General features: G+C 27.8%; 29 protein-coding genes. 9 read left to right on the forward strand and 20 right to left on the reverse strand.

Features of this window, described 5'->3' with window-relative positions; all coding sequences use genetic code 11:
- Positions 1-93 precede the first annotated feature (93 nt).
- The 4 genes from murC to ACAN_RS12560 are packed head-to-tail and all read right to left on the reverse strand — an operon-like array spanning position 94 to position 4,531.
- Positions 94-1,392, reverse strand: a complete 1,299-nt coding sequence (murC, locus tag ACAN_RS12545; RefSeq protein ID WP_099333710.1) for a UDP-N-acetylmuramate--L-alanine ligase — start codon at positions 1,390-1,392, stop codon at positions 94-96.
- A 3-nt stretch (positions 1,393-1,395) separates the two neighbouring features.
- A complete protein-coding gene (locus ACAN_RS12550; RefSeq protein ID WP_099333711.1) occupies positions 1,396-1,974 on the reverse strand; it encodes a hypothetical protein in 579 nt (192 codons plus the stop codon).
- Positions 1,967-3,097 (reverse strand): succinyldiaminopimelate transaminase, encoded by a 1,131-nt coding sequence (locus ACAN_RS12555; RefSeq protein ID WP_099333712.1) that lies wholly within the window; start codon positions 3,095-3,097, stop codon positions 1,967-1,969. The genes ACAN_RS12550 and ACAN_RS12555 overlap by 8 nt, the downstream gene beginning before the upstream one ends.
- A 9-nt stretch (positions 3,098-3,106) precedes the next feature.
- On the reverse strand, positions 3,107-4,531 hold the full coding sequence (locus ACAN_RS12560) for a COG3400 family protein (protein ID WP_099333713.1): 1,425 nt from the start codon (positions 4,529-4,531) through the stop codon (positions 3,107-3,109).
- A gap of 89 nt (positions 4,532-4,620) precedes the next feature.
- Here ACAN_RS12560 and tgt point away from each other — a divergent pair, with 89 nt between their 5' ends.
- The 3 genes from tgt to ACAN_RS12575 all read left to right on the forward strand — a co-directional run bounded on the left by tgt (position 4,621) and on the right by ACAN_RS12575 (position 6,468).
- On the forward strand, positions 4,621-5,745 hold the full coding sequence (tgt, locus tag ACAN_RS12565) for a tRNA guanosine(34) transglycosylase Tgt (RefSeq protein ID WP_099333714.1): 1,125 nt from the start codon (positions 4,621-4,623) through the stop codon (positions 5,743-5,745).
- A gap of 86 nt (positions 5,746-5,831) precedes the next feature.
- A complete protein-coding gene (gene gatC / locus ACAN_RS12570; protein ID WP_079577674.1) occupies positions 5,832-6,122 on the forward strand; it encodes an Asp-tRNA(Asn)/Glu-tRNA(Gln) amidotransferase subunit GatC in 291 nt (96 codons plus the stop codon).
- Positions 6,123-6,126: 4 nt separating this feature from the next.
- Positions 6,127-6,468: an arsenate reductase family protein gene (locus ACAN_RS12575; protein WP_099333715.1), complete on the forward strand. Its 342-nt coding sequence runs from the start codon at positions 6,127-6,129 to the stop codon at positions 6,466-6,468.
- 24 nt (positions 6,469-6,492) lie between these two features.
- Here the strand turns inward: ACAN_RS12575 and ACAN_RS12580 are convergent, their stop codons facing one another.
- The 3 genes from ACAN_RS12580 to serB form a co-directional block, all read right to left on the reverse strand.
- Complete coding sequence (locus ACAN_RS12580) at positions 6,493-7,857, reverse strand: class II 3-deoxy-7-phosphoheptulonate synthase (protein WP_099333716.1); 1,365 nt, start codon at positions 7,855-7,857, stop codon at positions 6,493-6,495.
- Between the two features lie 75 nt (positions 7,858-7,932).
- Entirely contained in the window at positions 7,933-8,925 is a 993-nt protein-coding gene (locus tag ACAN_RS12585; RefSeq protein WP_099333717.1) for a transaldolase, read from the reverse strand.
- Positions 8,926-8,935: 10 nt separating this feature from the next.
- A complete protein-coding gene (gene serB / locus ACAN_RS12590) occupies positions 8,936-9,586 on the reverse strand; it encodes a phosphoserine phosphatase SerB (protein WP_228150614.1) in 651 nt (216 codons plus the stop codon).
- Positions 9,587-9,637: 51 nt separating this feature from the next.
- Here serB and ACAN_RS12595 point away from each other — a divergent pair, with 51 nt between their 5' ends.
- The gene (locus ACAN_RS12595; protein WP_079577679.1) at positions 9,638-10,549 is read left to right on the forward strand and encodes a methylenetetrahydrofolate reductase; all 912 of its coding nucleotides are present in this window, start codon (positions 9,638-9,640) and stop codon (positions 10,547-10,549) included.
- The gene (gene ruvX / locus ACAN_RS12600) at positions 10,546-10,923 is read left to right on the forward strand and encodes a Holliday junction resolvase RuvX (protein WP_099333719.1); all 378 of its coding nucleotides are present in this window, start codon (positions 10,546-10,548) and stop codon (positions 10,921-10,923) included. Before ACAN_RS12595 ends, ruvX begins: the two co-directional genes overlap by 4 nt.
- A gap of 10 nt (positions 10,924-10,933) precedes the next feature.
- Here the strand turns inward: ruvX and acpS are convergent, their stop codons facing one another.
- Positions 10,934-11,284 (reverse strand): holo-ACP synthase, encoded by a 351-nt coding sequence (gene acpS, locus ACAN_RS12605; protein ID WP_099310694.1) that lies wholly within the window; start codon positions 11,282-11,284, stop codon positions 10,934-10,936.
- 30 nt (positions 11,285-11,314) lie between these two features.
- Here acpS and ACAN_RS12610 point away from each other — a divergent pair, with 30 nt between their 5' ends.
- Entirely contained in the window at positions 11,315-12,274 is a 960-nt protein-coding gene (locus ACAN_RS12610) for an ABC transporter permease (protein WP_099333764.1), read from the forward strand.
- Between the two features lie 9 nt (positions 12,275-12,283).
- On the forward strand, positions 12,284-13,102 hold the full coding sequence (panC, locus tag ACAN_RS12615) for a pantoate--beta-alanine ligase (protein ID WP_099333720.1): 819 nt from the start codon (positions 12,284-12,286) through the stop codon (positions 13,100-13,102).
- Between the two features lie 65 nt (positions 13,103-13,167).
- Here the strand turns inward: panC and ACAN_RS12620 are convergent, their stop codons facing one another.
- Positions 13,168-13,569, reverse strand: a complete 402-nt coding sequence (locus ACAN_RS12620; RefSeq protein ID WP_079577684.1) for a response regulator — start codon at positions 13,567-13,569, stop codon at positions 13,168-13,170.
- 383 nt (positions 13,570-13,952) lie between these two features.
- Here ACAN_RS12620 and rimO point away from each other — a divergent pair, with 383 nt between their 5' ends.
- Entirely contained in the window at positions 13,953-15,296 is a 1,344-nt protein-coding gene (gene rimO, locus ACAN_RS12625; RefSeq protein WP_099333721.1) for a 30S ribosomal protein S12 methylthiotransferase RimO, read from the forward strand.
- Entirely contained in the window at positions 15,287-16,276 is a 990-nt protein-coding gene (gene tilS, locus ACAN_RS12630) for a tRNA lysidine(34) synthetase TilS (RefSeq protein ID WP_099333722.1), read from the forward strand. Before rimO ends, tilS begins: the two co-directional genes overlap by 10 nt.
- Here the strand turns inward: tilS and ACAN_RS12635 are convergent.
- The 11 genes from ACAN_RS12635 to ACAN_RS12685 form a co-directional block, all read right to left on the reverse strand.
- Positions 16,263-16,535 carry a hypothetical protein gene (locus ACAN_RS12635; protein WP_099333723.1) on the reverse strand — a complete coding sequence of 91 codons (273 nt, stop codon included), beginning with the start codon at positions 16,533-16,535 and terminating at the stop codon, positions 16,263-16,265. The genes tilS and ACAN_RS12635 overlap by 14 nt on opposite strands.
- On the reverse strand, positions 16,511-16,867 hold the full coding sequence (fliS, locus tag ACAN_RS12640; protein ID WP_079577688.1) for a flagellar export chaperone FliS: 357 nt from the start codon (positions 16,865-16,867) through the stop codon (positions 16,511-16,513). The genes ACAN_RS12635 and fliS overlap by 25 nt, the downstream gene beginning before the upstream one ends.
- Positions 16,868-16,963: 96 nt before the next feature.
- Positions 16,964-18,325 carry a flagellar filament capping protein FliD gene (fliD, locus tag ACAN_RS12645; protein ID WP_099333724.1) on the reverse strand — a complete coding sequence of 454 codons (1,362 nt, stop codon included), beginning with the start codon at positions 18,323-18,325 and terminating at the stop codon, positions 16,964-16,966.
- A 12-nt stretch (positions 18,326-18,337) separates the two neighbouring features.
- A complete protein-coding gene (locus ACAN_RS12650) occupies positions 18,338-20,188 on the reverse strand; it encodes a FlgK family flagellar hook-associated protein (protein ID WP_099333725.1) in 1,851 nt (616 codons plus the stop codon).
- A 58-nt stretch (positions 20,189-20,246) separates the two neighbouring features.
- Entirely contained in the window at positions 20,247-20,963 is a 717-nt protein-coding gene (locus ACAN_RS12655; protein WP_099333726.1) for a flagellar basal body L-ring protein FlgH, read from the reverse strand.
- Entirely contained in the window at positions 20,953-21,381 is a 429-nt protein-coding gene (locus tag ACAN_RS12660; RefSeq protein WP_099333727.1) for a hypothetical protein, read from the reverse strand. The genes ACAN_RS12655 and ACAN_RS12660 overlap by 11 nt, the downstream gene beginning before the upstream one ends.
- A 19-nt stretch (positions 21,382-21,400) precedes the next feature.
- Positions 21,401-21,928, reverse strand: a complete 528-nt coding sequence (locus tag ACAN_RS12665; protein WP_099333728.1) for a flagellar basal body-associated FliL family protein — start codon at positions 21,926-21,928, stop codon at positions 21,401-21,403.
- Positions 21,929-21,930: 2 nt separating this feature from the next.
- Positions 21,931-22,422 carry a MotE family protein gene (locus ACAN_RS12670; RefSeq protein WP_228150610.1) on the reverse strand — a complete coding sequence of 164 codons (492 nt, stop codon included), beginning with the start codon at positions 22,420-22,422 and terminating at the stop codon, positions 21,931-21,933.
- 3 nt (positions 22,423-22,425) lie between these two features.
- Positions 22,426-22,836 (reverse strand): hypothetical protein, encoded by a 411-nt coding sequence (locus ACAN_RS12675; RefSeq protein WP_099333729.1) that lies wholly within the window; start codon positions 22,834-22,836, stop codon positions 22,426-22,428.
- 1 nt (position 22,837) lies between these two features.
- Positions 22,838-23,104, reverse strand: coding sequence for a flagellar biosynthetic protein FliQ (locus ACAN_RS12680; protein ID WP_228150611.1), 267 nt, complete (start codon positions 23,102-23,104; stop codon positions 22,838-22,840).
- Between the two features lie 2 nt (positions 23,105-23,106).
- Complete coding sequence (locus ACAN_RS12685; RefSeq protein WP_099333730.1) at positions 23,107-24,186, reverse strand: hypothetical protein; 1,080 nt, start codon at positions 24,184-24,186, stop codon at positions 23,107-23,109.
- Between the last annotated feature and the right edge of the window lie 6 nt (positions 24,187-24,192).

A 24,192-nucleotide genomic window follows, 5' to 3' on the forward strand; every position in this document is an offset into this window, starting at 1 on the left:
TAGTAATATTAAAGTATAAATTTTATGTAAATTTAAAATTTATATAAAAAAAGCCCTAAAAAGGGCTTTGAGGAAGGAAGTAAAATTAAACTATTATTTAATTCTTAATTGGTAAGTTATATCGCCAGCACCAACGCCTAAAACAATTCCATCTGTATATGTGTAAACTGTTTTATCATCTTTAATGAGTTCTATTTTATTATTACTTGCTTTAATTTTATCTGCAAATATAGGATTATAAGAAGAAAACTCTTTTTCAAAGTCAATATCTTCAATCTCTTCACCAGCACTATAAACAGGTAAAATTACAAGTGCATCACAACCATTGAAGCATTTTTTAAACTCTTCAAGATTATTAACTGTTCTACTATATTTATGAGGTTGCCAAATTACAACAATTTTTTCCATATTTTTTAAATTTGAATATAAACTAACAGATTTCATTGTTGCAGCTATTTCAGTTGGATGATGAGCATAATCATCAATTACTACAAATTGTTCACTTTTTTGAACAATATCAAATCTTTTTTTAATTCCTTTATAATTTTTAATATTATCTTTTATTTCAACTAAAGGAATTTCATTTAATGCAGCTAAAATTGCTAAAGAAGCATCAATTGCTATATGATAACCAAAACCCCAAACTTCAAACTCACCTAAATCTTTTAAGTGAAACTTTGTATAGGGTTCTCCATTTTTAAGTGTATATGAAACTTCTGTTATATCAATACTTGGATGAAGTTTTATAGCTTCTATATCTAAACTTCCTAAGAACTCATCTTCTGCATTTATAACTCTTACTTTTGCAATTTTTAAAAATGACTCATAAGCTTGATAAAATCTTTTTAAATCATAATTATAATACTCCATATGCTCTGGTTCAGCATTTGTTACTATTGCACAATAAGGATTTGAAAGTAAAAAACTCCCATCACTCTCATCTGCTTCAAAAGCAACTAAATTATCAACATATCTAAAGTTTGAATCAAACTCTTTTGAAATTGCACCAATTAAGGTTGAACTTTTTAATATTGAAGCTAAAATAGCAGTTGTAGTACTTTTTCCATGCGCTCCTGCAACACAATAGTTTTTCTTATCACCTAAAACTATTGGCAAAGCCTCTTTTCTTGGAATAGTTTTTATTCCATTTTCAACTGCTTGTAAAATTTCCACATTATTTGGTTTTACAGCTGCTGAGTGTATTACTATATCTTGATTATTTATAATTGAAGCATTATGAGGAGTAATTACTTTAATTCCTTCTTCTTCAAGTTGCTTTGTAATAGGAGAGCTTTTAATATCCGAACCACTAACATAATGACCATCATGTTTTAAAAATCTACCAAGGGCTGATAGACCTATTCCACCAATTCCAATAAAATGTATATTCATATATTAATCCAATAAATATTTTAAGTTTTCATACTCTTTTTCTAAAACAGTACTATTTTCTTTTAAAAATTCTTTTATATCAAATTTAAAGTTAACTATAAAATATCCATGTGAATCATCTTCTAATGCACTATTTTCATCAACTTTTTTCTCATAAAACATATCTAAATCCATACCCTCTGAAAGTGCAATTACATGAATTTTCAAAGCATCTTCTAATCTTTCATCATCAATAATGTTATAAAGTACAAAAAATAGTTGTTTTGCACCATCAATATTTTGAAAACTCCACTTTTCAATAGCATGCTCATAAAAAGACCGAACATAGTAAAGTTGATTATCTTTAAGCTTTAACTTTTTACCACTATTTACTATTTTTTCAACTTCAAAAAAAGATATCTTTAAAATCTCTTCATAAACTTCATTTACTTTTTTTTCATCTAAATCTAAAATAAGCATTGAGTCAAGAACTTCATAAAGTGCTGAAATATTTTGAGTATTTAAAGCATCAACTCTTGTTTCTTCTAAATATTTTATAAAATCAGGGTTTGTTCTAGCTTCATTTAACTCTTGCTTATTCATTAATAAAATCCTTCAACCTATTTAATACCTCTCTTGTTTTATTTTCATTTTCAACTAAGGCTATTCTTACATAACCTTTTCCAATACCTTTTCTTCCCAAAAAACTTCCAGGAAGAACTTTTATATGTTTTTTTTCATATAGGTTTCTTGTAAACTCTAACTCATCTTCTACTTTTAACCAAATGTAAAAAGTAGCTTGAGGTGGATTTATATCTAAAATCTCTTTTGCAAGTTGAAAATTCTTTTTATAAATTTCTCTAAAATTTTGAACATGTTCTTCATCATTCCAAGCAACAGCAGCTGCATTTTGTAAAGGGACAGGACTTGCACAACCTATATATGTTCTATATTTCATGTACTCTTTTAAAATTGTTGAATCCCCAGCAATAAAACCACTTCTAAGTCCAGGTGCGCTACTTCTTTTTGAAATAGAGTTCATAACTAAAATATTTTTAAACTTTTCATTTCCAGCTTTTATACTAGCTTCTAAAAGGGATACTGGCTTATCACTTTCATCAAAATATATTTCACTATAACACTCATCATTTATAAGTATAAAATCAAACTCTAAAGCTTTTTTTACCCAAGTTTCAAGTTCATCAATACTTATACTAGCAGAAGTTGGGTTATTTGGATAGTTTAAAATCACTAAATCACATCTTTTTAACTCTTCATCACTCAAACTTGCTTTAAAATTATTTTGTTTTGTTAAGTCTATATGAATAACCTCAGCTTTACTAGCTACTGCTGCACCTTCATATATTTGGTAAAAGGGATTAGTAAATGCCATAACTGGATTTTTTTTATCAAATAATGCAAATTGTGGAAAGTTAAACAAAACTTCCCTTGTTCCAAAAGTTGGAATAATTTCATCATTTTCTAAACAAACATTAAATCTTTTTGATACAAAATTTTTCATTGCCTCTTTTAATTTTGGAAGTCCAGCACTTGCTGGATATTTCTTTAAAAGCTCAGAACTATTTTTTAATTCATCTTGAATAAACTGTGGAGTTTCAAACTGTGGTTCTCCTATTGTAAGTGATGATAATTCATATTTTGATGTTGGTGTAACATCACTTAATAGTTTATTTAATTTTTCAAAGGGATAAGCCTCAAATTTCATTTATTTCCTTTAATCTTCTATAATAGGTATAAGTAATTGATTATATTTTGCCATATCAAAAGATATTAAATCTGAGTTTGTATAAATAAAACTCCAAGAGAATCTTTTTTGAAACATGCTTTTTTTAAGTGGCAAAATTTGTAGAATATCTTGTTCTTTTCTAAGTTGTCTAATTGGATTTTTATCACATGAAATAATCTCAATCTTTTGGCTAAATATCTTTGAAAGATTTTCAAAGTGATCAAGTAATTTCGATTTATCATCAAAGCCATTTGGATCCATATCAAAAATTTTAGTTTTTGTTTTTATTTGACTTGATACATCAAATACAATTGGTGAAATTTGTTCATATGATTTTGTATCATTTAAAACAATAAGAGTATTTTTAGTTGCACCAACTGGTTCTTTCCCAAGTTTAAATAAAGGAACTTTTGTATTTACCAATTCTGTAGCAATCTCTTTATTTTTAAACATTTCACTTGATAATATTATCATTCCTATATCAAGCTTTTTAAAATCCATTTTTCTAATTTTTCTAAAGCCTAAATTATGATAATCTATATTTATAATAACAGATTCATCATCTCTAAATTGCTCTTTTATAAAATTCATTATACCAACTGTTGTTGGTCTAGTAATTCTAATAACAAGTTTTTTATTTTTTAAATACTTATGTAGATATTTTGCTTCATGAACAGCTTTTTCAACTCTATGCTTTTTCATTAAGTATAAATCTAAATATAAATACAAATTATGTCCAAATGGCATAGGAAACTGTCCTCTTGTTTTGCCAATAGCACTATAAACTTGCATTAAAACTTTTGGCTCACCAATTACTAAAATAGTATCATTTGGTTTTAAAATCAAAGAAGGTTTTAAATCTTCGAGTTTTTCATTTCTATATAAAGCAAAAATTCTCCAATTTTTTTGTTCAATTGAACCTATATATCTATAAGCATATGAACTACCAAATGGAATTCTAATCTCCATTATTTCGCCATGTTTCAATCCAATATTTTGAGCAACTACAGGAATATTTGGTAGTCTTTCTACCATCCCATTTGCTAAAACTTCAATACCTTTATAGACATTTACATATGGATCATCAAGTTCTAAATTCCAATAATCTAAAATATTCATTTGAAGATTGTGTTTGTGTGATTTGATATTTTCAATAACACTTAACATCTCATCTTTTGAGTTAAGTACCACAAGTACTTCTGTATGAATATTTTTATCCAAAACCATTGCAAGTTTTGATTTTGAAGTTGGATCAAACTTATAAAATGTAACATTTGACAATTTTTGATCAGGAACTATTGCATCATTTACATAAACAATATCATAATAGTTTTCACCAGTATTAGTTTCAACTATTCTTTGCATTAAGTTTTTAGCGACAATTCCATCTAATATAATAAGTATCTTTTTCATAGTAGATATTATATCTTTTTATCTCTAATCATTTTCTTTACCAATTTTTTGATACAATCACAAGAAGATTTTATAAGGATTTTTTTTATATGCAATTTACTATAGATGCAACACAAAATAAAGCAAGAGCTTGTACAATAAAAACAGCTCACAGTACAATACAAACACCAGTATTTATGCCCGTTGGAACTCAAGCAACTGTAAAAGCACTTGATGCAAATGATCTTTTAAGTATGGGTGCAAAAATTATACTTGGTAACACTTATCACTTATATTTAAGACCAGGTAGTAAATTAATTAAAAAGTTTGGTGGACTTCATGGTTTTTCAAAATTTCCAAACTCTTTTTTAACTGACTCAGGTGGTTTTCAAGCATTTTCACTTAGTGATAATTCAAAGCCTGATGAAAATGGAATTATGTTTAGATCTCACATTGATGGAAGCAAACACTACTTTACACCACAAAGTGTTCTAGATACTCAATATGACCTAGGTAGTGATATTATGATGATTTTAGATGATTTAGTTGCCCTACCAAACACAAAAGAGCGAATTAAAAAATCTATTGAAAGAACTACAAAGTGGGCAAAAGAAGCTATAACTTATCATAAACAACAACAAGAAAAAGGTATTGGAGTTAATCAAAATATTTTTGCAATTATCCAAGGTGGTACAGATAAAGAGTTTAGAAAAATGAGTGCCCAACAACTTTGTGCATTAGAAGATTTTGATGGATATGCAATTGGAGGATTAAGTGTTGGTGAACCAAATCAAGATATGTATGATACAGTTGAATGGACAACAACATTTATGCCTGAAAATAAACCAAGATACCTAATGGGAGTTGGAACACCTGAGGATTTAATAGAAAATATTCACAGAGGCGTAGATATGTTCGATTGTGTAATGCCCACTAGAAATGCAAGAAATGGAACTTTATTTACAAACTTTGGAAGAGTAAATATCAAAAAAGCTATGTACAAAGAAGATCCTTTACCAATTGATGAAGAGTGTGACTGCTACACTTGTAAAAACTTCACTAAAGCATATTTAAGCCATCTATATAGAGCTGGTGAGATAACATACTTTAGACTTGCTTCAATACACAATATAAACTACTATTTAACTCTTATGAGAAAAGCAAGAGAGGCGATTTTAGAAAATAAGTGGGAAGAGTTTAGAGAAAAATTTTATGAAAAAAGAGCTAAAAAATAGACTAAATTATTTTATAACATTAAAAACTCTTTTTTGTTATAATATTTAAATTTAATAATAAAGTTTACAAATTTAAAAGGAAAAAAATGACAGTTGATGATAAACTAATAGAAAAATTAGCAAAGCTTTCTAGCTTAGAAATTGATGAACAAAAAAAAGAGAGTTTAAAATCTGAGTTAGGAGATATTATCAATTTTGTTGAGAATTTAAATGAAATTGATGTAAGCAATATTGATGCTACATTTAACACAGTTGAGGGAGGAACTCCTTTAAGAGAAGATATCTCAACACAAGATTTACAAAGAGCTAAACAAATCATTGAAAATGCTCCAAAATCTGAAGATGGATACTTTATAGTACCAAAGATTATAGAGTAGCATTATGATAAAAGTTCACGGCATAAAAAATTGTGATACAGTAAGAAAAGCTCTTAAGTTTTTTAAAGAAAACTCAATAGATTATGACTTTTTTGACTTTAAAAAAGAAGAAGTAACATCTAATATGATTGATTATTGGCTTGAAAACTCATCAATTGACAAACTATTTAATAATAGAGGTGCTACGTATAGAAATCTAAAATTAAAAGATTTAAACCTTGATGATGAGGGTAGAAAAAAGTGGTTAAAAAAAGAGTCTATGCTTTTAAAAAGACCTATAATTGAGTATAACAATAAAGTAATTGTAGGTTTTAATGAGCAAGAGTATAAAGATATTTTCTTATAAATAAAAAAGAGGAAAACCTCTTTTTTATATTACTAAATCTTTTCTAGCTTCTTTTAATGTATCAGCTATCATAAAAGATAACTCTAAAGCTTGGTCTGCATTTAATCTTGGGTCACACTGAGTATGATATCTACTAGATAATCCCTCTTGTGTAATAGCAGAAGAACAAGAACCTGTACACTCAGTTACATTTTGTCCTGTCATTTCTAAGTGAATACCACCTGCATATGTTCCCTCAGCTCTATGAATTTGGAAGAACTGTTTAACTTCTGATAAAATCGATTCAAAATCTCTTGTTTTAAATCCATTGTCAGTTTTAATAGTATTTCCATGCATTGGATCACTTGACCATAAAACATTTTTACCCTCAGCTTTAACTTTAGCTAAAAGTTTAGGGAAATGCTCTGCAATTTTTTCTGCACCCATTCTAACGATTAAGTTTAATCTACCAGCTTCATTTTCTGGATTTAACTTATCAATAAGCTTGATTAATTCATCTTCTTGCATAGAAGGTCCAACTTTGCAACCAATTGGATTTTTAATTCCTCTAAAGTACTCAATATGTGCATCATCAAGTCCTCTTGTTCTATCCCCAATCCATAACATATGAGCACTACAATCATACCAATCACCTGTTAGTGAATCTTTTCTTGTTAATGCTTGTTCATAATTTAATAATAATGCTTCATGTGAAGTATAAAGTGTCGTTTCACTTAATTGGTGCGTATTTTCAGATGTAATTCCACAAGATTTCATAAAATTTAATGTTTCTGAAATTTTATCTGCTAATTCTTCATACTTTTCCCCTAAAGTATTACCTTTAACAAAATCTAAATTCCATGAATGAACTTTATTTAAATCTGCCATACCACCTCTTGCAAATGCTCTTAAAAGGTTTAGTGTTGCTGCACTTTGATTATATGCTTTTAAAAGTTTTTTAGGACTTGGATTTCTAGCTTCTTGTGTAAAATCCATCCCATTTACAATATCACCTCTATATGAAGGAAGTGAAATACCATTTATCTCTTCAAAATCTGAACTTCTTGGTTTTGCGAATTGACCTGCAACTCTTCCAACTTTTACAACAGGACAACCACCTGAGAAAGTTAAAACAACTGCCATTTGCATCATTACTTTAAATAAATCTTTAATATTATTTGCATCAAATGCATTAAATGACTCAGCACAGTCTCCACCTTGTAGTAAAAATGACTTACCATTTACAACATCTGCTAATTTACTTTTTAATCTTCTTGCTTCCCCTGCAAAAATAAGTGGAGGATATGAAGATAATTCAGCCTCAACCTTAGCTAATTTTTCTAAGTCATTATAGTTTGGTTGTTGCTTTATAGGAAAATCTCTCCAGCTATTTGAACTCCAGTTATTCATTATAAACCCTTTATCTTATTCTAGTGTAAGTAAAGTTTAGCAAAAACTTTCTTAAGAAAATAGCCTTTTTATAGGCTATTTTGTCAACTTAGCTAATAAATCGCTAAATGACACTTTAAATGCTTCTAAACCATCTGTTAAAAGTTTTGAATAAACATCATTCATATTTACTCCAACTTTTTCAAGCTCAGCAAAATATTTATCACATTTTTCTTCACTTGGGATTTTTGATGGCTCTTTACTTCCATCAACTATCCAATCTTCAATTGTTGCCAAAGGAGCAGTATTTACTGAATTTGGATAAAGTAAATTATCAACATAATAACTTGCTGTTAACTCATCGCCTTTTACTCCTGTACTTGCAAAAAGTGTTCTAATATTCTCATTTTCGAATTTATTTATTTCATGATAACATTTAGTAGCGTTCATTATTCCTAGTTTTGATTTTTTAAGTCCTTTTTCAACTAATAATTCATCACAAAGTCTATCAAATCTAGAAACAAAGATTGAAATAACAGCTTTTGTTTCAATATTTGATTCATTAATACCTTCATTTAAAGCTTTAGCACACTCAATTGCTTGCTCAACTGAAAATATTAAAGTTGCATTTACATTTATACCTTGACTTGTTAACTCTTTCATAGCAACATAACCAGCTTTTGTAGCAGGAACTTTGATCATTAAATTATCACAATTTATCATTGAGTTTAATCTAATTCCCTCTTCAATAGTAGCTTGTGCATCATCACAAAGTGTTGGATCAACTTCTAATGATACAAAACCATCATTTGTATTTTTATCATATAAAGGTTTTAAAAGCTCAGCAGCTCTTTTTATATCTCTTATTGCTAAATCTTCATATATAGTTTTTGCATCATTTGCTTTTAACATATCAAGTTGTTGTTTATAAGCAAGTGAACTTGTAATTGAAGATTCAAATATTGCAGGATTTGAAGTCGCACCATAAATAGCCTTTTCTTCAATCATCTCTTGAAATCTATTTTCTAAAAACTCTCTTTCAATAAAATCACACCAAAGTGAAAAATTAATATCTTCTTTTAAACTCATTGCTCTCTCCTTAAATACTTTTTAAGATTTGTGTTAAATCTTTTTTATCGACAATTATATTCGCTTCTTTTTTTAGTACATCTTTTGCACAAAAAGCTACTTTTTTTGATGCATATTTAAACATACTAACATCATTTGCTCCATCACCAACAACCAATGTATTTTCAACTGATACACCAAGCATTGATTGAACTCTTTGAATCATATCACCTTTTGAGAATCCAAACATCATATCTCCACCTACAAGTCCTGTTAAAACTCCATCTTTTTCGTGTAAAATATTTGAAAAATCTGCATCAAGACCAAGTTTTTCCTTTGCAGGAGATGTTCCTATTCTAAATCCACCAGAAAAACATATTACTTTATAACCCATTTTTTTTAATTCACTTACAGTCTCATAAGCTCCTGGCATTAAAGGCAAATCTTTACAAATTTCAACTGCTTTACTATATTCAAGCCCTTTTAGTAAAGATACTCTTTGAATTAATGACTCAAAAAAATCAAGTCTTCCAGCCATTGCTTCTTCTGTAATTTTTGCTACTTTTGCTTCAAGGCCTAAAGGCTTTGCTAAAAAGTCAATAGTCTCTCCATCCATAAGTGTTGAATCAAAATCAAATACCGCTAATTTCATATTTTTCCCTAATTGCTTTAATACTTTTATACTTTAAAGGGTATAATAATATCTAAAATATACTAAAAGGATAGTTTTTTAATGTTTGAAACACTTATTCAAAAGTTACAAGAAGACAAGTATTTAACCCTAGAAACAACACCTCAGCATGAACCAATTATGCACAATATTATAGAAAAAGTTAAAAAATTTGATCTTCAAAATAGAGTTGATGGATTTTCTGCAACAGACAATCCTCTTGCAAAATTAAAATATAATGCACTTTTCGCAAGTTTAAGATTACAACAAGAGTTTAAAAAACCAGTAATTGCAACAATGAGCATGAGAGATAGAAATAAAATTGCACTTCAATCTGATTTATTAGGTGCAAATGAATTTGATGTAAGAGCTATTTTAGCCCTAACAGGAGATCCTGCTAAAATGAGTGACCAACCACACTCAAAAGGAGTATTTGAATCAAACTCTTCAATGCTTTTAAAAATGATTAAATCTTTTAATTATGGTATGGATATTGCAGGAAGACCTTTTAAAATAGAGCCAAAACAAATCTATCCATTTGCTGTTACAAACTCATATGCAAGAAGCTTTACATCTTTAGAAAAAAAGATGCACAACAAAATACAAAATGGAGCTATGGGAATAATCACTCAACCTGTATTTGATGTAAATAATGCAAAAAAACTTTTAGAGATTTTTGAAAATGCAAAAGAGGATGTTGTTGGCAATAAGAAAAAAGCACAACTAATTTTTGGAATCTTCCCAATCACAAAACTAAGAACTGCACTATTTTTATCAGCACAAGTTCCAGGAATTCATGTACCACAAGATTGGATTGATAAACTTGAACTTGCAAATCAAATATCTGAGGAAGAAGAGTATAAAGTAGGTATGCAATTAAGTAAAGATCTCTTTTATGAGATTAGAAAACTTCATCCAAAAATTCATTTAATGACTGCAAATAAATTTGATTTAGCAGATGAGATTTTAGCTTGAAACTAGCAAGTATTGATATTGGGCTAAAAAGAATTGGTGTTGCAATTAATATTGCTTCTGATATTGTGACACCACAAAATGCCATTTTAAGAAAAAATAGAAATCAAGCAGCAAATGAAGTGAAAGCTTTTTTAAAAGAGTGGGAAATAGATAAGTTAATTGTAGGTTTTCCAAGCGCAAGTGAAGAGATGCAAAGAAGAATAAAGCACTTTGTAACTCTTCTTGATATTGATATTCCTATTGAGTATTGTGAAGAGAATATGAGCTCAATTGAAGCTGAGGATATGATGAAAGGTCAAATAAAATACAAAAGAGATGGAAGAGTAGACTCCCTTGCTGCAAAAATTATATTAGAAAGATACTTAAGTAAATAATCTTAAGTATCTATTTTTTAATATTATTTACAACTGCAATAGCAAACCCTTCATCATGAGTTATAGAAAGGTAAGATTTTTTTATTTTAAATTTCTTTCTTATATGTTTTTTATATTTTAATTTTGGAGCACCTAATTTACTTTTTTTTATTTTTATATCATGAAAAGAGCACTCTTTTCCAATACCAGTTCCCAAAGCTTTACTAGCAGCCTCTTTAGCAGCCCAAAATCCAGCAGCAGTTTCAACTTTTTTAACTAATAAAATTTCTTTATCACTTAAAAACTTTTCATAAGCTTTTATTCCAAACCTATCATGCATTTTTTTTATTCTATTTATAGAAGCTACATCAATTCCTATCATAATTAAACCTATCTTTTGTATAATACTTTTATGAATATTGTATTTAAAAAACTATTATACCTAATTGTTATGCTTATTATTATAAGCCTTATATCTTTTTTTGCTATTAATTTAGCTCCAAACTCATTTTTTGCAAGTGGAGAGCTAAATCCTAATATAACAAAAGAATCAATAGAGCAACTAAAAGCTGTTTATGGTCTTGATAAACCTTTATATTTACAATATTTTTCTTGGTTAAGTGCTATTTTGCAATTAGATTTTGGAATATCTTTTGCAAGTGGAACAATGGTAAAAAATGAAATTATTACAAGATTACCAATTACACTTATTTTAAATATAAGTTCAATGGTTCTTATTTTTGTTTTATCACTTTATCTTGGAATAAAAGCAGCTTTTAGTAAATCAAAGCTTTTTGACAAGTTTGCAACACAACTTTCATTATTAAGTTTTTCTATGCCATCTTTTTATTTAGCACTTATTTTAATCTTAGTATTTTCTGTAAACTTAGAACTTTTTCCAATAGCAGGATTACATTCAGTACCAAATGATGGAAGCTTAAATTACTACTTAGATTTTCTTTGGCATTTAATTATGCCTATATTTGTAATAGTATTTGCAGGAATTGGAAGCTTAACACTTTATGTAAGATCTCTTGTAATTGAAATACTAAAATCTGATTATATTTTTTTTGCAAAAGCAAGAGGTTTAAGTAAAAAACAACTTTTAAGATACTATATTTTACCAAATCTGTATCCACCAGTAATAACACTTTTAGGACTTTCACTTCCAGCAATTATTGGAGGAAGTGTTATTTTAGAATCAATTTTTTCTATTGATGGAATGGGACTTTTATTTTACAAAAGTGCACTTGCACATGACTATCCTGTAATTATGGGAATACTTATTATTGGTGCATTTTTAACACTATTAGGAAATATTTTAGCTGATTTAGTTCTTTTAAAACTAAATCCAAATTATAACAATGAATAAGGAAAAAAATTGGAAATTTTAACAACTATTGAACAATTAAAAAATATACGAAAAAATATAACTTCAAGTGTAGGATTTGTACCAACAATGGGAGCATTACATGATGGACATATCTCACTTATAAAAAAAGCAAGAGAAGAAAATGATATAGTAATAGTATCTATTTTTGTAAATCCAACTCAGTTTTTACCAGGAGAAGATTTAGATAAATATCCAAAAAAAGATGAAGCAGATAAAAAAATTTGTGAAATTTGCAAAGTTGATTATATTTTCATGCCTGAAATATCAACAATGTATGAAGAAGATGAAGTCTTAATAAAAGCTCCAAGTAAAAGTTATGTTTTAGAGGGTAAAACTAGACCAGGTCACTTTGATGGTGTTTTGCAAGTAGTATTAAAGCTGTTTAACCTTACAAAACCAACAAATGCATACTTTGGTAAAAAAGATGCCCAACAATTAACACTTATTCAACAAATGGTTAAAAATCTATTTTTAGATATCAATATTGTTCCCTGTGAAATTGTAAGAGAAAAAGATGGTTTAGCTCTTAGTTCTAGAAATATATATTTAAGTGAAACACAAAGAAAAGAAGCACTTTTAATTTCAAAATCTTTATATCAAGCTGCCTCACTTGTAGGAAAAAAAGAAATAAAATCAAAAGTATTAAAAGCAAAGATGTATGAAATAATGAAAGATTTAGATGTAGAATATATAGCAATTGTAAATAGAGATTTTATTCAAATTGAAGAAATTGAATTAAAAAATACAATAATATTAGTAGTTGCAAGATTTGGAAATACAAGACTACTTGATAATATTTGGATTTAATATTTTTTAGGTGTACTTTTAAAGTACACCACTTTAAATTTTAAAATCACTGATGATAAAAGGTTTTAAAAATTATCTACTTGCTCAGTTTTTTCAATTGTCTTTTCAATAGAAGCACCTAAAAGAGTTGTAGTAAAAGGTTTTACCATCCATGAAGTTGCTCCAACTTGATAACCCTTTTCTTTCATCTCATCACTACTCTCAGTTGTCAATACTAAAATAGGTGTACTCATATAATTATATTTATTTCTTAGATTCTCTATAAACTCAAAGCCATTCATATTTGGCATATTAATATCTGTAATAATTAAATCAAACTCTTCTTCTTCGCAAAGAGCTAAAGCTTCTATTCCATCTTCTGCTGATTTTGTATCAAGATAACCTAATTCAATTAATGAACTAGCTAACATATCTAATATAGTTGTACTATCATCTACATAAAGAATTTTTAAATTCGCTCTACCCATTTTTTATCCTCCTAATTTTTAACATCTAAGCTTCTAAAAGTGCATTTTTAATGAAACATTTACTTTAATAGATTCATTTTAATAGCTTTATTACTACAAGCTGTAAAGAAAATAGTCACTATAAAAACAATGAGAAAATAATTTTATTTTTTATGATTATCTCTCTTAAACTGTTTTAAAAGTGTATTATATATTATTTACCTTAAGCAGTAGAATTTATCCTATCATTATAGGTATAATTTTAATTTTAATAGTTTTTAATTACTTATATTCTATTTTATCTAAATGTACTAAAAAAGAGTATAAACAACTTAATACTTGATATTTACAAAAAATTAAGATTATGCTAAAATTCGCAAAAAATTAAACAAAGATAAAAAATAATGAAATTTAGCGAAACAAAACCTACAAAAACTTTACACTTAGTAAGTCTAGGCTGTACAAAAAACCTTGTTGATTCAGAAGTTATGCTTGGTAAACTAAGTGAATATAAACTAACAAATGATAACGACAAAGCTGATGTTATTATTGTAAATACATGTGGATTTATTGATAGTGCAAAAGAAGAGAGTATAAACACAATTTTAAATCTTCATGAACAAAGAAAAGAAGACTCAGTTTTAGTAATGGCTGGTTGCTTAAGTGAAAGATACAAAGAAGAGCTACAAAAAGAGTTACCAGAAATTGATGTTTTTACAGGTGTTGGAGATTATGATAGAATTGATGAATTAGTACAACAAAAACAATCAAACTTTAAAGATGAAGTGTTTTTAGTAAATGATACTAATGAAAGAGTAATTACAGGTTCAAACTATCATGCTTATGTAAAGTTAAGTGAGGGATGTAATCAATCTTGCTCATTTTGTGCAATTCCTAGCTTTAAAGGAAAACTTCACTCAAGGACTTTAGAATCACTTGTAAAAGAAGTAAAATCATTGGTAAGTAAAGGTTATATTGATTTTTCTTTTGTATCACAAGACTCTTCATCATTTTTAAGAGATTTAGGATATAAAGATGGGCTTATTTCTTTAATTGATGAAATTGAAAAGATCAAGGGTGTAAAAACAGCTAGAATTTTATATTTATATCCATCAACTACATCATTGGAATTAATTGATAAAATTGCAGATTCAAAAATATTTGTAAACTACTTTGATATGCCTTTACAACATATAAGTGCTTCTATGTTAAAGATTATGAAAAGAGGTAAAGGTGTTGAGAAATTAAGAGAACTTATGTCACACATGAGATCAAAACCAAACTCTTTTGTAAGAACTACTTTTATAGCAGGTCACCCAGGAGAAACACAAGAAGATTTTCAAGAGCTTTGTGATTATCTTGAAGAGTTTAAGTTTGATAGAGCAAATGTATTTTCTTATTCAGATGAAGAGGGAACAACAGCTTGCAAAAGCAATGAAAAAATCGAACAAGATCTTATTGATTCAAGAGCACAAGATTTAGGAGAGATTATTACAAACACGACTTTTGAATCACTTGAAAATGAAATAGGAAAAGAGTTTGAAGTTTATGTAGATAAACAGAGTGATGAACACGAATATCTACTAAGTGCAAGAAAAACTATTTGGGCTCCTGATATTGATGGAGAAATATATATAAATGACAATGAACTAGATGAACAAATAGAGTTTGGAAAAGTTTATAAAGTAAAAGCAACAGAACTTGCAGGTGATAAAATTCTAGCAACAGTAGTAGAAAAATGCAATTAAATTTATCTGAGTTAACATCAAAAAAAAATTTACTAGCATTTTCAGCTGGTGTTGACTCTACTGCTTTATTTTTTCTTTTAAAAGAAAATGAAATCAATTTTGATATTGCAATTGTAAACTATAATCTAAGAGAAGAATCAAAAGAAGAATTAGAGTATGCAAAAACCTTAGCAAAAAAACATGATAAACAAATCTTTATAAAAGAGCTTACATTAACAGGAAGCAATATTGAAAAAAAGGCAAGGGATATAAGATACAACTTTTTTGAAGAAATTATCATGGAAAATGACTATGATAATCTAATTACTGCACATCAACTAAATGATAAATTAGAGTGGTTCTTAATGCAACTTTCTAAAGGAGCTGGTTTAGTAGAGCTTCTTGGTTTACAAGAGTATATAGATAAAGAAAACTACAAGATTATAAGACCACTTCTTCATACTTCAAAACAAAAACTTGAAGAGTTTTTAAAAGAAAATAGTATCAAATACTTTGTTGATAAATCAAACTTTGAAGATAAATATAGAAGAAACTACTTTAGACACGAATTTTCAAATAGATTTATAAATGAGTTTGAAAATGGTGTATCAAAAAGCTTTGATTTTCTACAAAAAGATTTAAAATCTCTAAATATAAATTATACTCCTATATTTAAAGAAAAAAGTCTTACTATTTTTAAAAACTTACATGATGAAAACTTAAATATTAAAGTAATTGATAAGCATTTAAAAAAAGAGGGTTTTTTACTATCAAAGGCTCAAAGAGATGAGATATTAAAACAACAACAAACAGTAATATCAAATCAAGTTTCAGTATGTATTAGTGATGAGTTTATTTGGATTTGTCCTTATGTTATAAAAACTATGAATAAGAAATTTAAAGAGTTTTGTAGAATAAACAAAATACCAAAATTAGCAAGGGCATATATTTTCAATAGAAAAATAGATGAAAAAAAGATTGTTAAAACTATTTATTCTTAGCGAACTCTTTTAACTTTTGAGTCTGCTTTAACTCATCTTGCGTCTCTTTTCTATACTCTTTTAAAAAAGCAATGTTTTTAAAAAATAGTTCTGAAAGCTTTTCTAAATCTTGAAGAGGTAAATCAAAGTCAGTAATTTTGTTAGAAGTTAAATAATCTTTATTCCATCTTACTAAAGCTTGTGCTTTATCATAAGATTCAAGTGAGTCAATATAAACTAACTCACTTAAGGCTTTTAAAGACCAGTCTCGTCTTTCCATGCGTCAATCAAACCTTGAGTTACTTTCATAACCTGGTTTACAGAATTAACATTATCATCAATTCCTGCTGAAAATAATGTCTCTATTTGATATAAATACAATCCATCTAAGTAGTATGCAACGTCACCACCATCAAAATCCAATACATTTCTTAATTCATCAAAAATTGCAATTGATTTATTTATGTATGTAAATTTTTGTTCTATATCTTCATTCTCCATTGCACTTTTTACAAAAGATAAATATTTTAATAATCCCTCATAAAGTTTAAGTATTAATACATAAGGATCATCTGATATAGCACTTTGTTGTTGGTATGCTTCAATTCCCATTAAGTAACTCCAAAAGTCTAGTTCTTTGATATTTTAGTATATTATATATTAACTTAAAAGAAGTTATGAATAATTAATAGGCAAAAGATTTACCTATTAATTTTGAGCTGTAGATTGAAGTATCATTTGCTTAAGTCCTGCAAAAGAAGCCTCCATTTGATTTATAATAGCTCCATATTCAGCAAATTGCAGTGCTAGTTGATTATATTTACTATCTAAAGTTTTAACAGCTTTATCTTTATCTTCTGTTAATGTCTCTTTTCTATCTGTAAGATAAGTATCATATCTTCCAACTAATCCAGTTGATAGTGTTGAGTCAGTTAAATACTCTTTTAATTGTGTTCCTAAACCTTTTGCTTCTGCTTTACCAATAAATAGATCTCTTAATCCCTCAAAGTCATTATCAATTGCATCTTGAAATTTTGCTGTATCAACAGCTAGTCTTCCTTGTTTATCAACTTCAAAACCATAATTAAAAAGTGACTTATCATCACCAGTTCCATATGTTCCAAAAATCTTATCTTTAATTCCTGTTTGAAGATTTCTTAAAGCAGATTTATCTGAAATTGGAGTATCTTGGTTTGCAAGTTCATCATCTATCATTGTTACAAACTCATTATATTTTGCAACAAAATCTGTTACTTGCGTATTAATTTGTGCTGTATCATCATTTACATTAATTGATGATTCTCCAAGACTTAAAGCAGTAATTTTCAAACCACCATCAACTGATAAGTTATTTGTTGCTGTTTCATAATCAATTCCATCAACAGTTGCTTTCATATTTTTTGCTTCTAATATATGATTTGCTGTATTTTCAGATGTACCATCAGTTGTGTATCCTAAAACTGCACTTGCATCACCTGTTATACTCAAAGCGTTCTCAAGTCCTGTATCACTACTTTTAATTACTAATCTATAAGAATCACTTCCTACTTGTTCAACAGAAGCAGTCATTCCCTCTTTTTTACTAATTTCTGCAGCAAGTTCATCATAAGTTTTATCTGTTGTATCAAAAGTGCTTGTAACGCCTCCTACAGTAATATTTAAATCACCTGCACTTATTGCTGTATTTTTAGTTGCTTCTGTAACATTATTTGATTGGAAAACATCTTTTTGTGCTAATTGTGTTACATTAACTGTTGTTACACCATTATTAAGTTTAGATGCATCAGGAGCATCAAAAATTACTGAACTTCCAGATGTAGATGCCATCTTTTGTTCAAAAGCATCAGTTCCTGTACTTACAAATAAATCAAAAGGCTTAACAGCTTCAAGTAATTCATTTAGTTTTGTTTGAATTTCTCCAAATTTTTCTTTTTCTAAATCCCAAGTCTCTAATTTTTTTTCAATTGGTTCTACTTGAGCTTTTCTTTCTGCTGATTTTAATTTATCAATTAACTCTTGATTTAACGAAGCACCTTGACCATTTCCTAGTCCTAAAATTCCCTCAGCCATAATAAACTCCTTCTATCTTAATCCTAAAATAGTCTGTAACATTTCATCAACTACTGTAACTATTTTAGCATTTGCTGTGTAAGCAGATTGGAACTTTATTAAGTTCAACATCTCTTCATCTTTATCTACTTTTACTAAATTATCATAACTACTCTCAACTGATTGTTTAACAGCTTTTTGAGTTTTAAGTAAAAAATCACTTGTCTCTTTATCAGAAGATACATTAATTCTAACTTCTTGAAAATATTCAGAAATAGATGTAGCTTCTAAGCCTGGAGTATCTTGTCCTTTTCCCTCAAAAGATATATTTGTTTTCCATTGCAAAGTTGCTAAATAATCTAACTTTGTTTGATCAAGGTTATTTACTTCTTTTGCATTAAATTTCAATGTATTAACAGTTGATCCAGAAAAAAGATTAATACCAACAATATTATTTTGATCGCCTGTATACCTATCAGTTGATATTCCACCCTCAACATAAGTAGTCTCACCTGTTTTTACAAACTTATCAGTAATATCACTTAAAGTTTGAGCTAGTGCATCTAGTTTATCTTTATAAATTGTAAATTTATTTGAAGGAGAGCTTGTTGTTAAATTTTCACTTTGTGCTTTTAAAACTCCAGATTTCAACTCTATTGGTGAATCAAATGCGTAAATTTGTACACTATTTTCACCATCTTTACTTTGATATTCATCTCTAAATACAGTATTTTTTGAAGTTACACTAGTTGGATCATTTATATCTGTTTGCTCAGTTACTACTAATCTTCCCTCAAATTTACCTTTTTCACCAGGATTTGCTGCTTCTATTAATAAAAAGTTATCTTGTGTATCATTTGTAACTTTTGAGCCATCAGGCTTTTTAGTATATGTACCATTATAAGCAACAACTGTTTTTGATAGTTCTGGGTCATTGTTTATTTTACTTACTAAACCTCTTACATAATTAGTTTCATCAACCGTAAAATCAGGATTTCCATCACCATCTGTATCAATTGCTTCACCAAATTTAATTGACACTTCATTTTCATTATTTAATTTATAAGTAATAGTATCATCATTATCAAATGTAACACCATCTAAAATTGAACTAGTTTTACCATCTTCTTTTAAAAATCTATCAACTTGAGGAGAATAAGTATCTTCAACAGTAATATCTCTAATAATAGTATTATTACCAATTGCTACAACATCACCAATTTTTAAAGTATAAGTTCCTGCAAACTCTTCTGAACTTATATCTGCATATTTTGATAATTGTAACTCTAGTTGATCTCTTCTATCAAGTAAATCATTTGAAGCCATTTGGCTTTTACCTAATTGCTGATTGATTTTTCCAATCTCTTTTAAAATACCATTTACTTTATCGATATTTTCTTGCATTGATGCTTTTGTAAGCTCTTCTGCTTTTTCTATATCTCCATAAATTGTTTGCATATTTTCAACTAGCAAACTACCATGTGTAATTAAATCAGATTTATATATTTCTGATGTTGGGCTTGTTCTTAAGTTTTCAACTGCTTGTAAATATCTATTTATATCTTTAGATAATCCACTATCTTCTGTCTCTTTAAATGCTGTTTCAATATTACCAAGCATTTCTGATTTTTGTATAAAATAGTTTTCTCTTGTTGTCTCTCGTATTAAGTTTTGAGACATATAAATAGATGTAATTCTATAAGCTGAACTTGCTTCTACTCCACGACCATAAAATCTCGAATCTGAATGTTCTAGCTCTCTTTGATCAATTACTCTTTTTTTATATCCAGGAGTATTTTCATTAGCTATATTATTAGAAACGTTTTCAACAGCCACTTTAGAGGCGTATAAGCCAGATTGGGCAACATTCAATGAATTTAGCATAAATACTCCTTTTTGCAATAACTTTACTAATTATCACATTACATTTCTTAAATTTAGTTTAAAAAGGCCAAATCTTTCTTAATAACTTTGTTCCCCATGGTGTTTGTAAAGCATCTTTTTCTGCTCCATCTTTTTTATATAAGATTTTTAAATTAGCAACTTGCGAAGATAAAACAGAGTTTTCAGGTGTAATATCATAAGGTCGTATAACTCCTGTGATTATTAACTCTTGCCTTTGTCCATCAATTAATAGTTGCTTATTACCTTTTATAAAATAGTTTCCATTTTGATATGTTTCTTCTATTATTACTGAAACTGTAGTAGAAAATGACTCATCTAAAGAACTTTTTACTTCTCCTTCATTTGTACTATTACTTTGTGTATTGAAATTAACTCCTGCAACTCTATTAAACTTATTTGCATACTTATCAACTGTTCCACTTAAAGTATTTCCAGCCATTGGAGTCAAAAGTCCCCCACCAAGATTTGTTTCATCTGTTCTTGTTAACTCTCTTTTATTATTTGTATCAGAAGTTAATGACTCATCAATTCTAACTTGAATAATATCACCAATTTGTAAATCTTTTTTATCTGCAAATAAAGAAGGACCTTTTCTTGTATATAAAGAACCTTTTTTCTTTTCAACAACTTTTGTAGGTTTTGGGATTTGCATTTTTGGTTTTGTAAAATCTAATTTTTCTTCTGTTGCAGCACAGGCACTAAAAAAAATCAATACAAAACTTATAAGAACTATATTTTTATAATTACTCTTCATTAAATTTACTCTCTACTATATATTTTAAATCAATTGCTATTTTTATATCTTCAATAGTTCTTTTTACTAAAGCTAAAGTACCGTACCTTACTACTAAAGCATCGATGTTTGTATTTGGATCACATACAATTAAAATTTTATTTGAAACAATCTTTACATTTCTTACATTTAATTGCCCAATCAAATCAACTGCACTTTCAACTTCTCTATAGATAATCTTTTCAATTTTTGCTTTTCTTCTTTTTTCTTGAAGTTTTTTGTCATTTTGAATTTGTGTTAATTCTATCTGTTTTTCTTCTTTTGCAAATTTTTCACTTAAATGAAAATAGTAAGCAATAAACATAATTATTACTGCAATAATAGAAATAATCTTTATAATCATTCTTTTTTTTGAAGCTCTTTTTACTGCAATAATCATCTTTTACCTTTAATTGAATTTATTTAATTACAAAAGTTGTAAAGTATAAATTTTTGATACTATCTTTTTGTATATCTTCATTTGAAGCTGTTACTTCATTTAAAACAGAGTTTATTTCATCAATTAACTCTTCTTTTAATAAAGCCTTTCCACCAACTGTTAAAAGCTCCTCAGAACTTCTAGCACTTATTTGAGAAATAACAATATCTATTATTTCAGGTTTGTATTTTTCAACTATTGATTCAATCTTTTCTTCTGTACTTTTTAAAGTAAAAGATAGCTTCATAAGCTTTTCTCTACCTCTTGAATTTGTAATATTTAAAACTAAATCATTTATTGCTGTTTTATAACTATCACTTTCTTCCGCACTTTTTTCTGTTTGTTCTTGTCCATTTGCATTGTTATCATTTGACAATGCACCTTTTGAAAAAAGGAAATATGCCATTCCACTAACAGCTAGTAATAAAACTACAATTAGCACTATCAATACAACCATCAAACCTTTTGATCCACTTTTCTTTTCTGCTGACTCAACCTCTTCTGCCATACTTATCCTTTAGTTTTATTATCATTAAATTCTTTTAACATTAAAGTTAATTGTGAAGCATTTTTAATACTTAAATAACGCATTATTAGAGTAACTTTTTTCTCTTTAAGCTTCAAGATAATATCAAAAACTTCATTTATATTACCATTATCAATCATTTTATTAAAAATCTCAGCTGAAACTTTTGGTTTCATATTATTATAAATCTTTGCAGTTTTTGTCTTTACTTCACCTTTTATATCTTGAAGTATCTCTAAGTTTTGATCTCTTAGTTTTTGTATTTCATCTTTTTCTTTTTCTATTTTTGAAAGTAAATCTTCTAGCTCTTTTTTTCTTTGTTTATACTCTGCCTCTTTTGTATTATAAAACTCATTTAACTCTTTTTTTAATTCCCTAATTTCAATTCTTTGTTTTATAAACTTTGAAGTTGAATCTTCTGCACTAAACAGTAAAGTTGAACTTAAAACAACGATTGAAAATAGTATTTTTAACAATATTTATCCTTTTAGCCTTATATATTTACTTTGCATATATTCAGATGAAGCTTCTTCCTCTGCTTTTAATGCTAATTTCATTTTTTCTTTTTTCTCTTCTTGCAATATATAATTAAATTGTTCGCTCTCTTTTTGCAATTCAATTAATTGATCAACTACAAGTTGATGCTTTCTATCTAAATTTTTTCTTCTTATTTCTAAATTAAACATATGTTTTTTCATACTATTTTTATGCATTTGTAAAATTGCAAAATCTGAAATTGCACCATGAGGCTGAACTCCAGTTGTATTAATCTTAGCTTGTGTAATTGTAAGTTCAGCTTCAATTGCCGCTATTTCTTGCATCAAGCGACCTTTTTCTACTAATTTTCTATCAATTTGAGTTTTTTTTAAATCGTATAATTTTTCTATCATTTTATTTCCCAAAAATCAGCATAATATCCCAAAGTTCTTTTGTATATGTAGTTATATGATCTCCCATCCAAGGCAATGATATAAGTACAAATACAGAAACAAAAATCATCTTAGGAACGAAAGCTAAAGATGCATCAGAAACTTGTGTAACTGCTTGGAAAATAGAAATCAAAAGCCCAATTACCATACTTACAATAAGTGAGGGCATACCAAGTATCAAGATAATCTTTACAGTATTTTCTGCAATACCTATTAAATCCATTTCCATAATTAATCTTTAATCTTTACAGTAATCTCCAAAGTTTTATTATTTAATAATTGTTGAATTAAAGCAACAATATCTGCACTATTGCTACTATCAAGTTTTATTGTATTATTCTCTTCTGTTTTACTTGGCGAACTTTTAACCTCTTCAATACTTGGCATTGAGTTTGTTGGCTCAATATTTTCACTCAAGCCTTCAAGTGCTGATAAAACATCATTTTCATTTAAACTATCTAATTCTGAAAACTCATTTGCCATATTTTCTCCTTTTAAAGATATATTTTCTTTAATATTTTCAATTTTATCTTTACTAATTATATCATCTTTTATATCACTTTGAATCTCTTCTTCTGGAAGATTCATAAGCTCATCAAGATCACTTAAATCTGCTTCTGTGGCTTCATGTTGATCCAAAGCAGTTAAAAGTTCATCTTCATCTAAATCTTGCGTATTTAAACTATTTTCTTCCAAATGAGTCATCACATCTTCATAAGTTTGAGGTTTTTGATCTTCATTTATATAATCTTCAAAATAATCTTTAGATGAAGTCGCAATTATATCATCATCTAATTTAGGACTTTTATCAAAAAAATCTTGCATATCATCATCTTCATTTGGGTCAATATGAGTTAATAACGAACTTAATTCATCATCAAGTTCAGGATAGTCTTCATCACTAACTTCATAAGCTTCATCAACTATATCCCTAATTGACTCTTCAACTCCATCATCAATCATACTATTTTGCTCGTTATCAAGCTTATAAATAATATGTTTTGTTAATTCATCCAAAGAATCAACTGACATATCACCTATTCCATGATCAAGTAAATACTCTTGTTCTATGCCATCTTTAGGTCTTAAAAATTTAAATTTTGAATTTATTGATTTCTTTTTTATAATTTTTGAATCATCAATTAAATATATATCTTCAGGATTTTCTTCTATTGCATCTTTAAGTTCATCTAGATTCTTAAGCTCAATAATAGAGCTATTTTCATCAAGTCTGAATTTAACATTTGAATGTTCAAGAAGATTATCTAGCTCTTCTTTAAAGTCATCATTTCCATAAATATATATATTCAAAAAGTA

Source organism: Malaciobacter canalis, assembly GCF_008000835.1.
GTDB lineage: Bacteria > Campylobacterota > Campylobacteria > Campylobacterales > Arcobacteraceae > Malaciobacter > Malaciobacter canalis.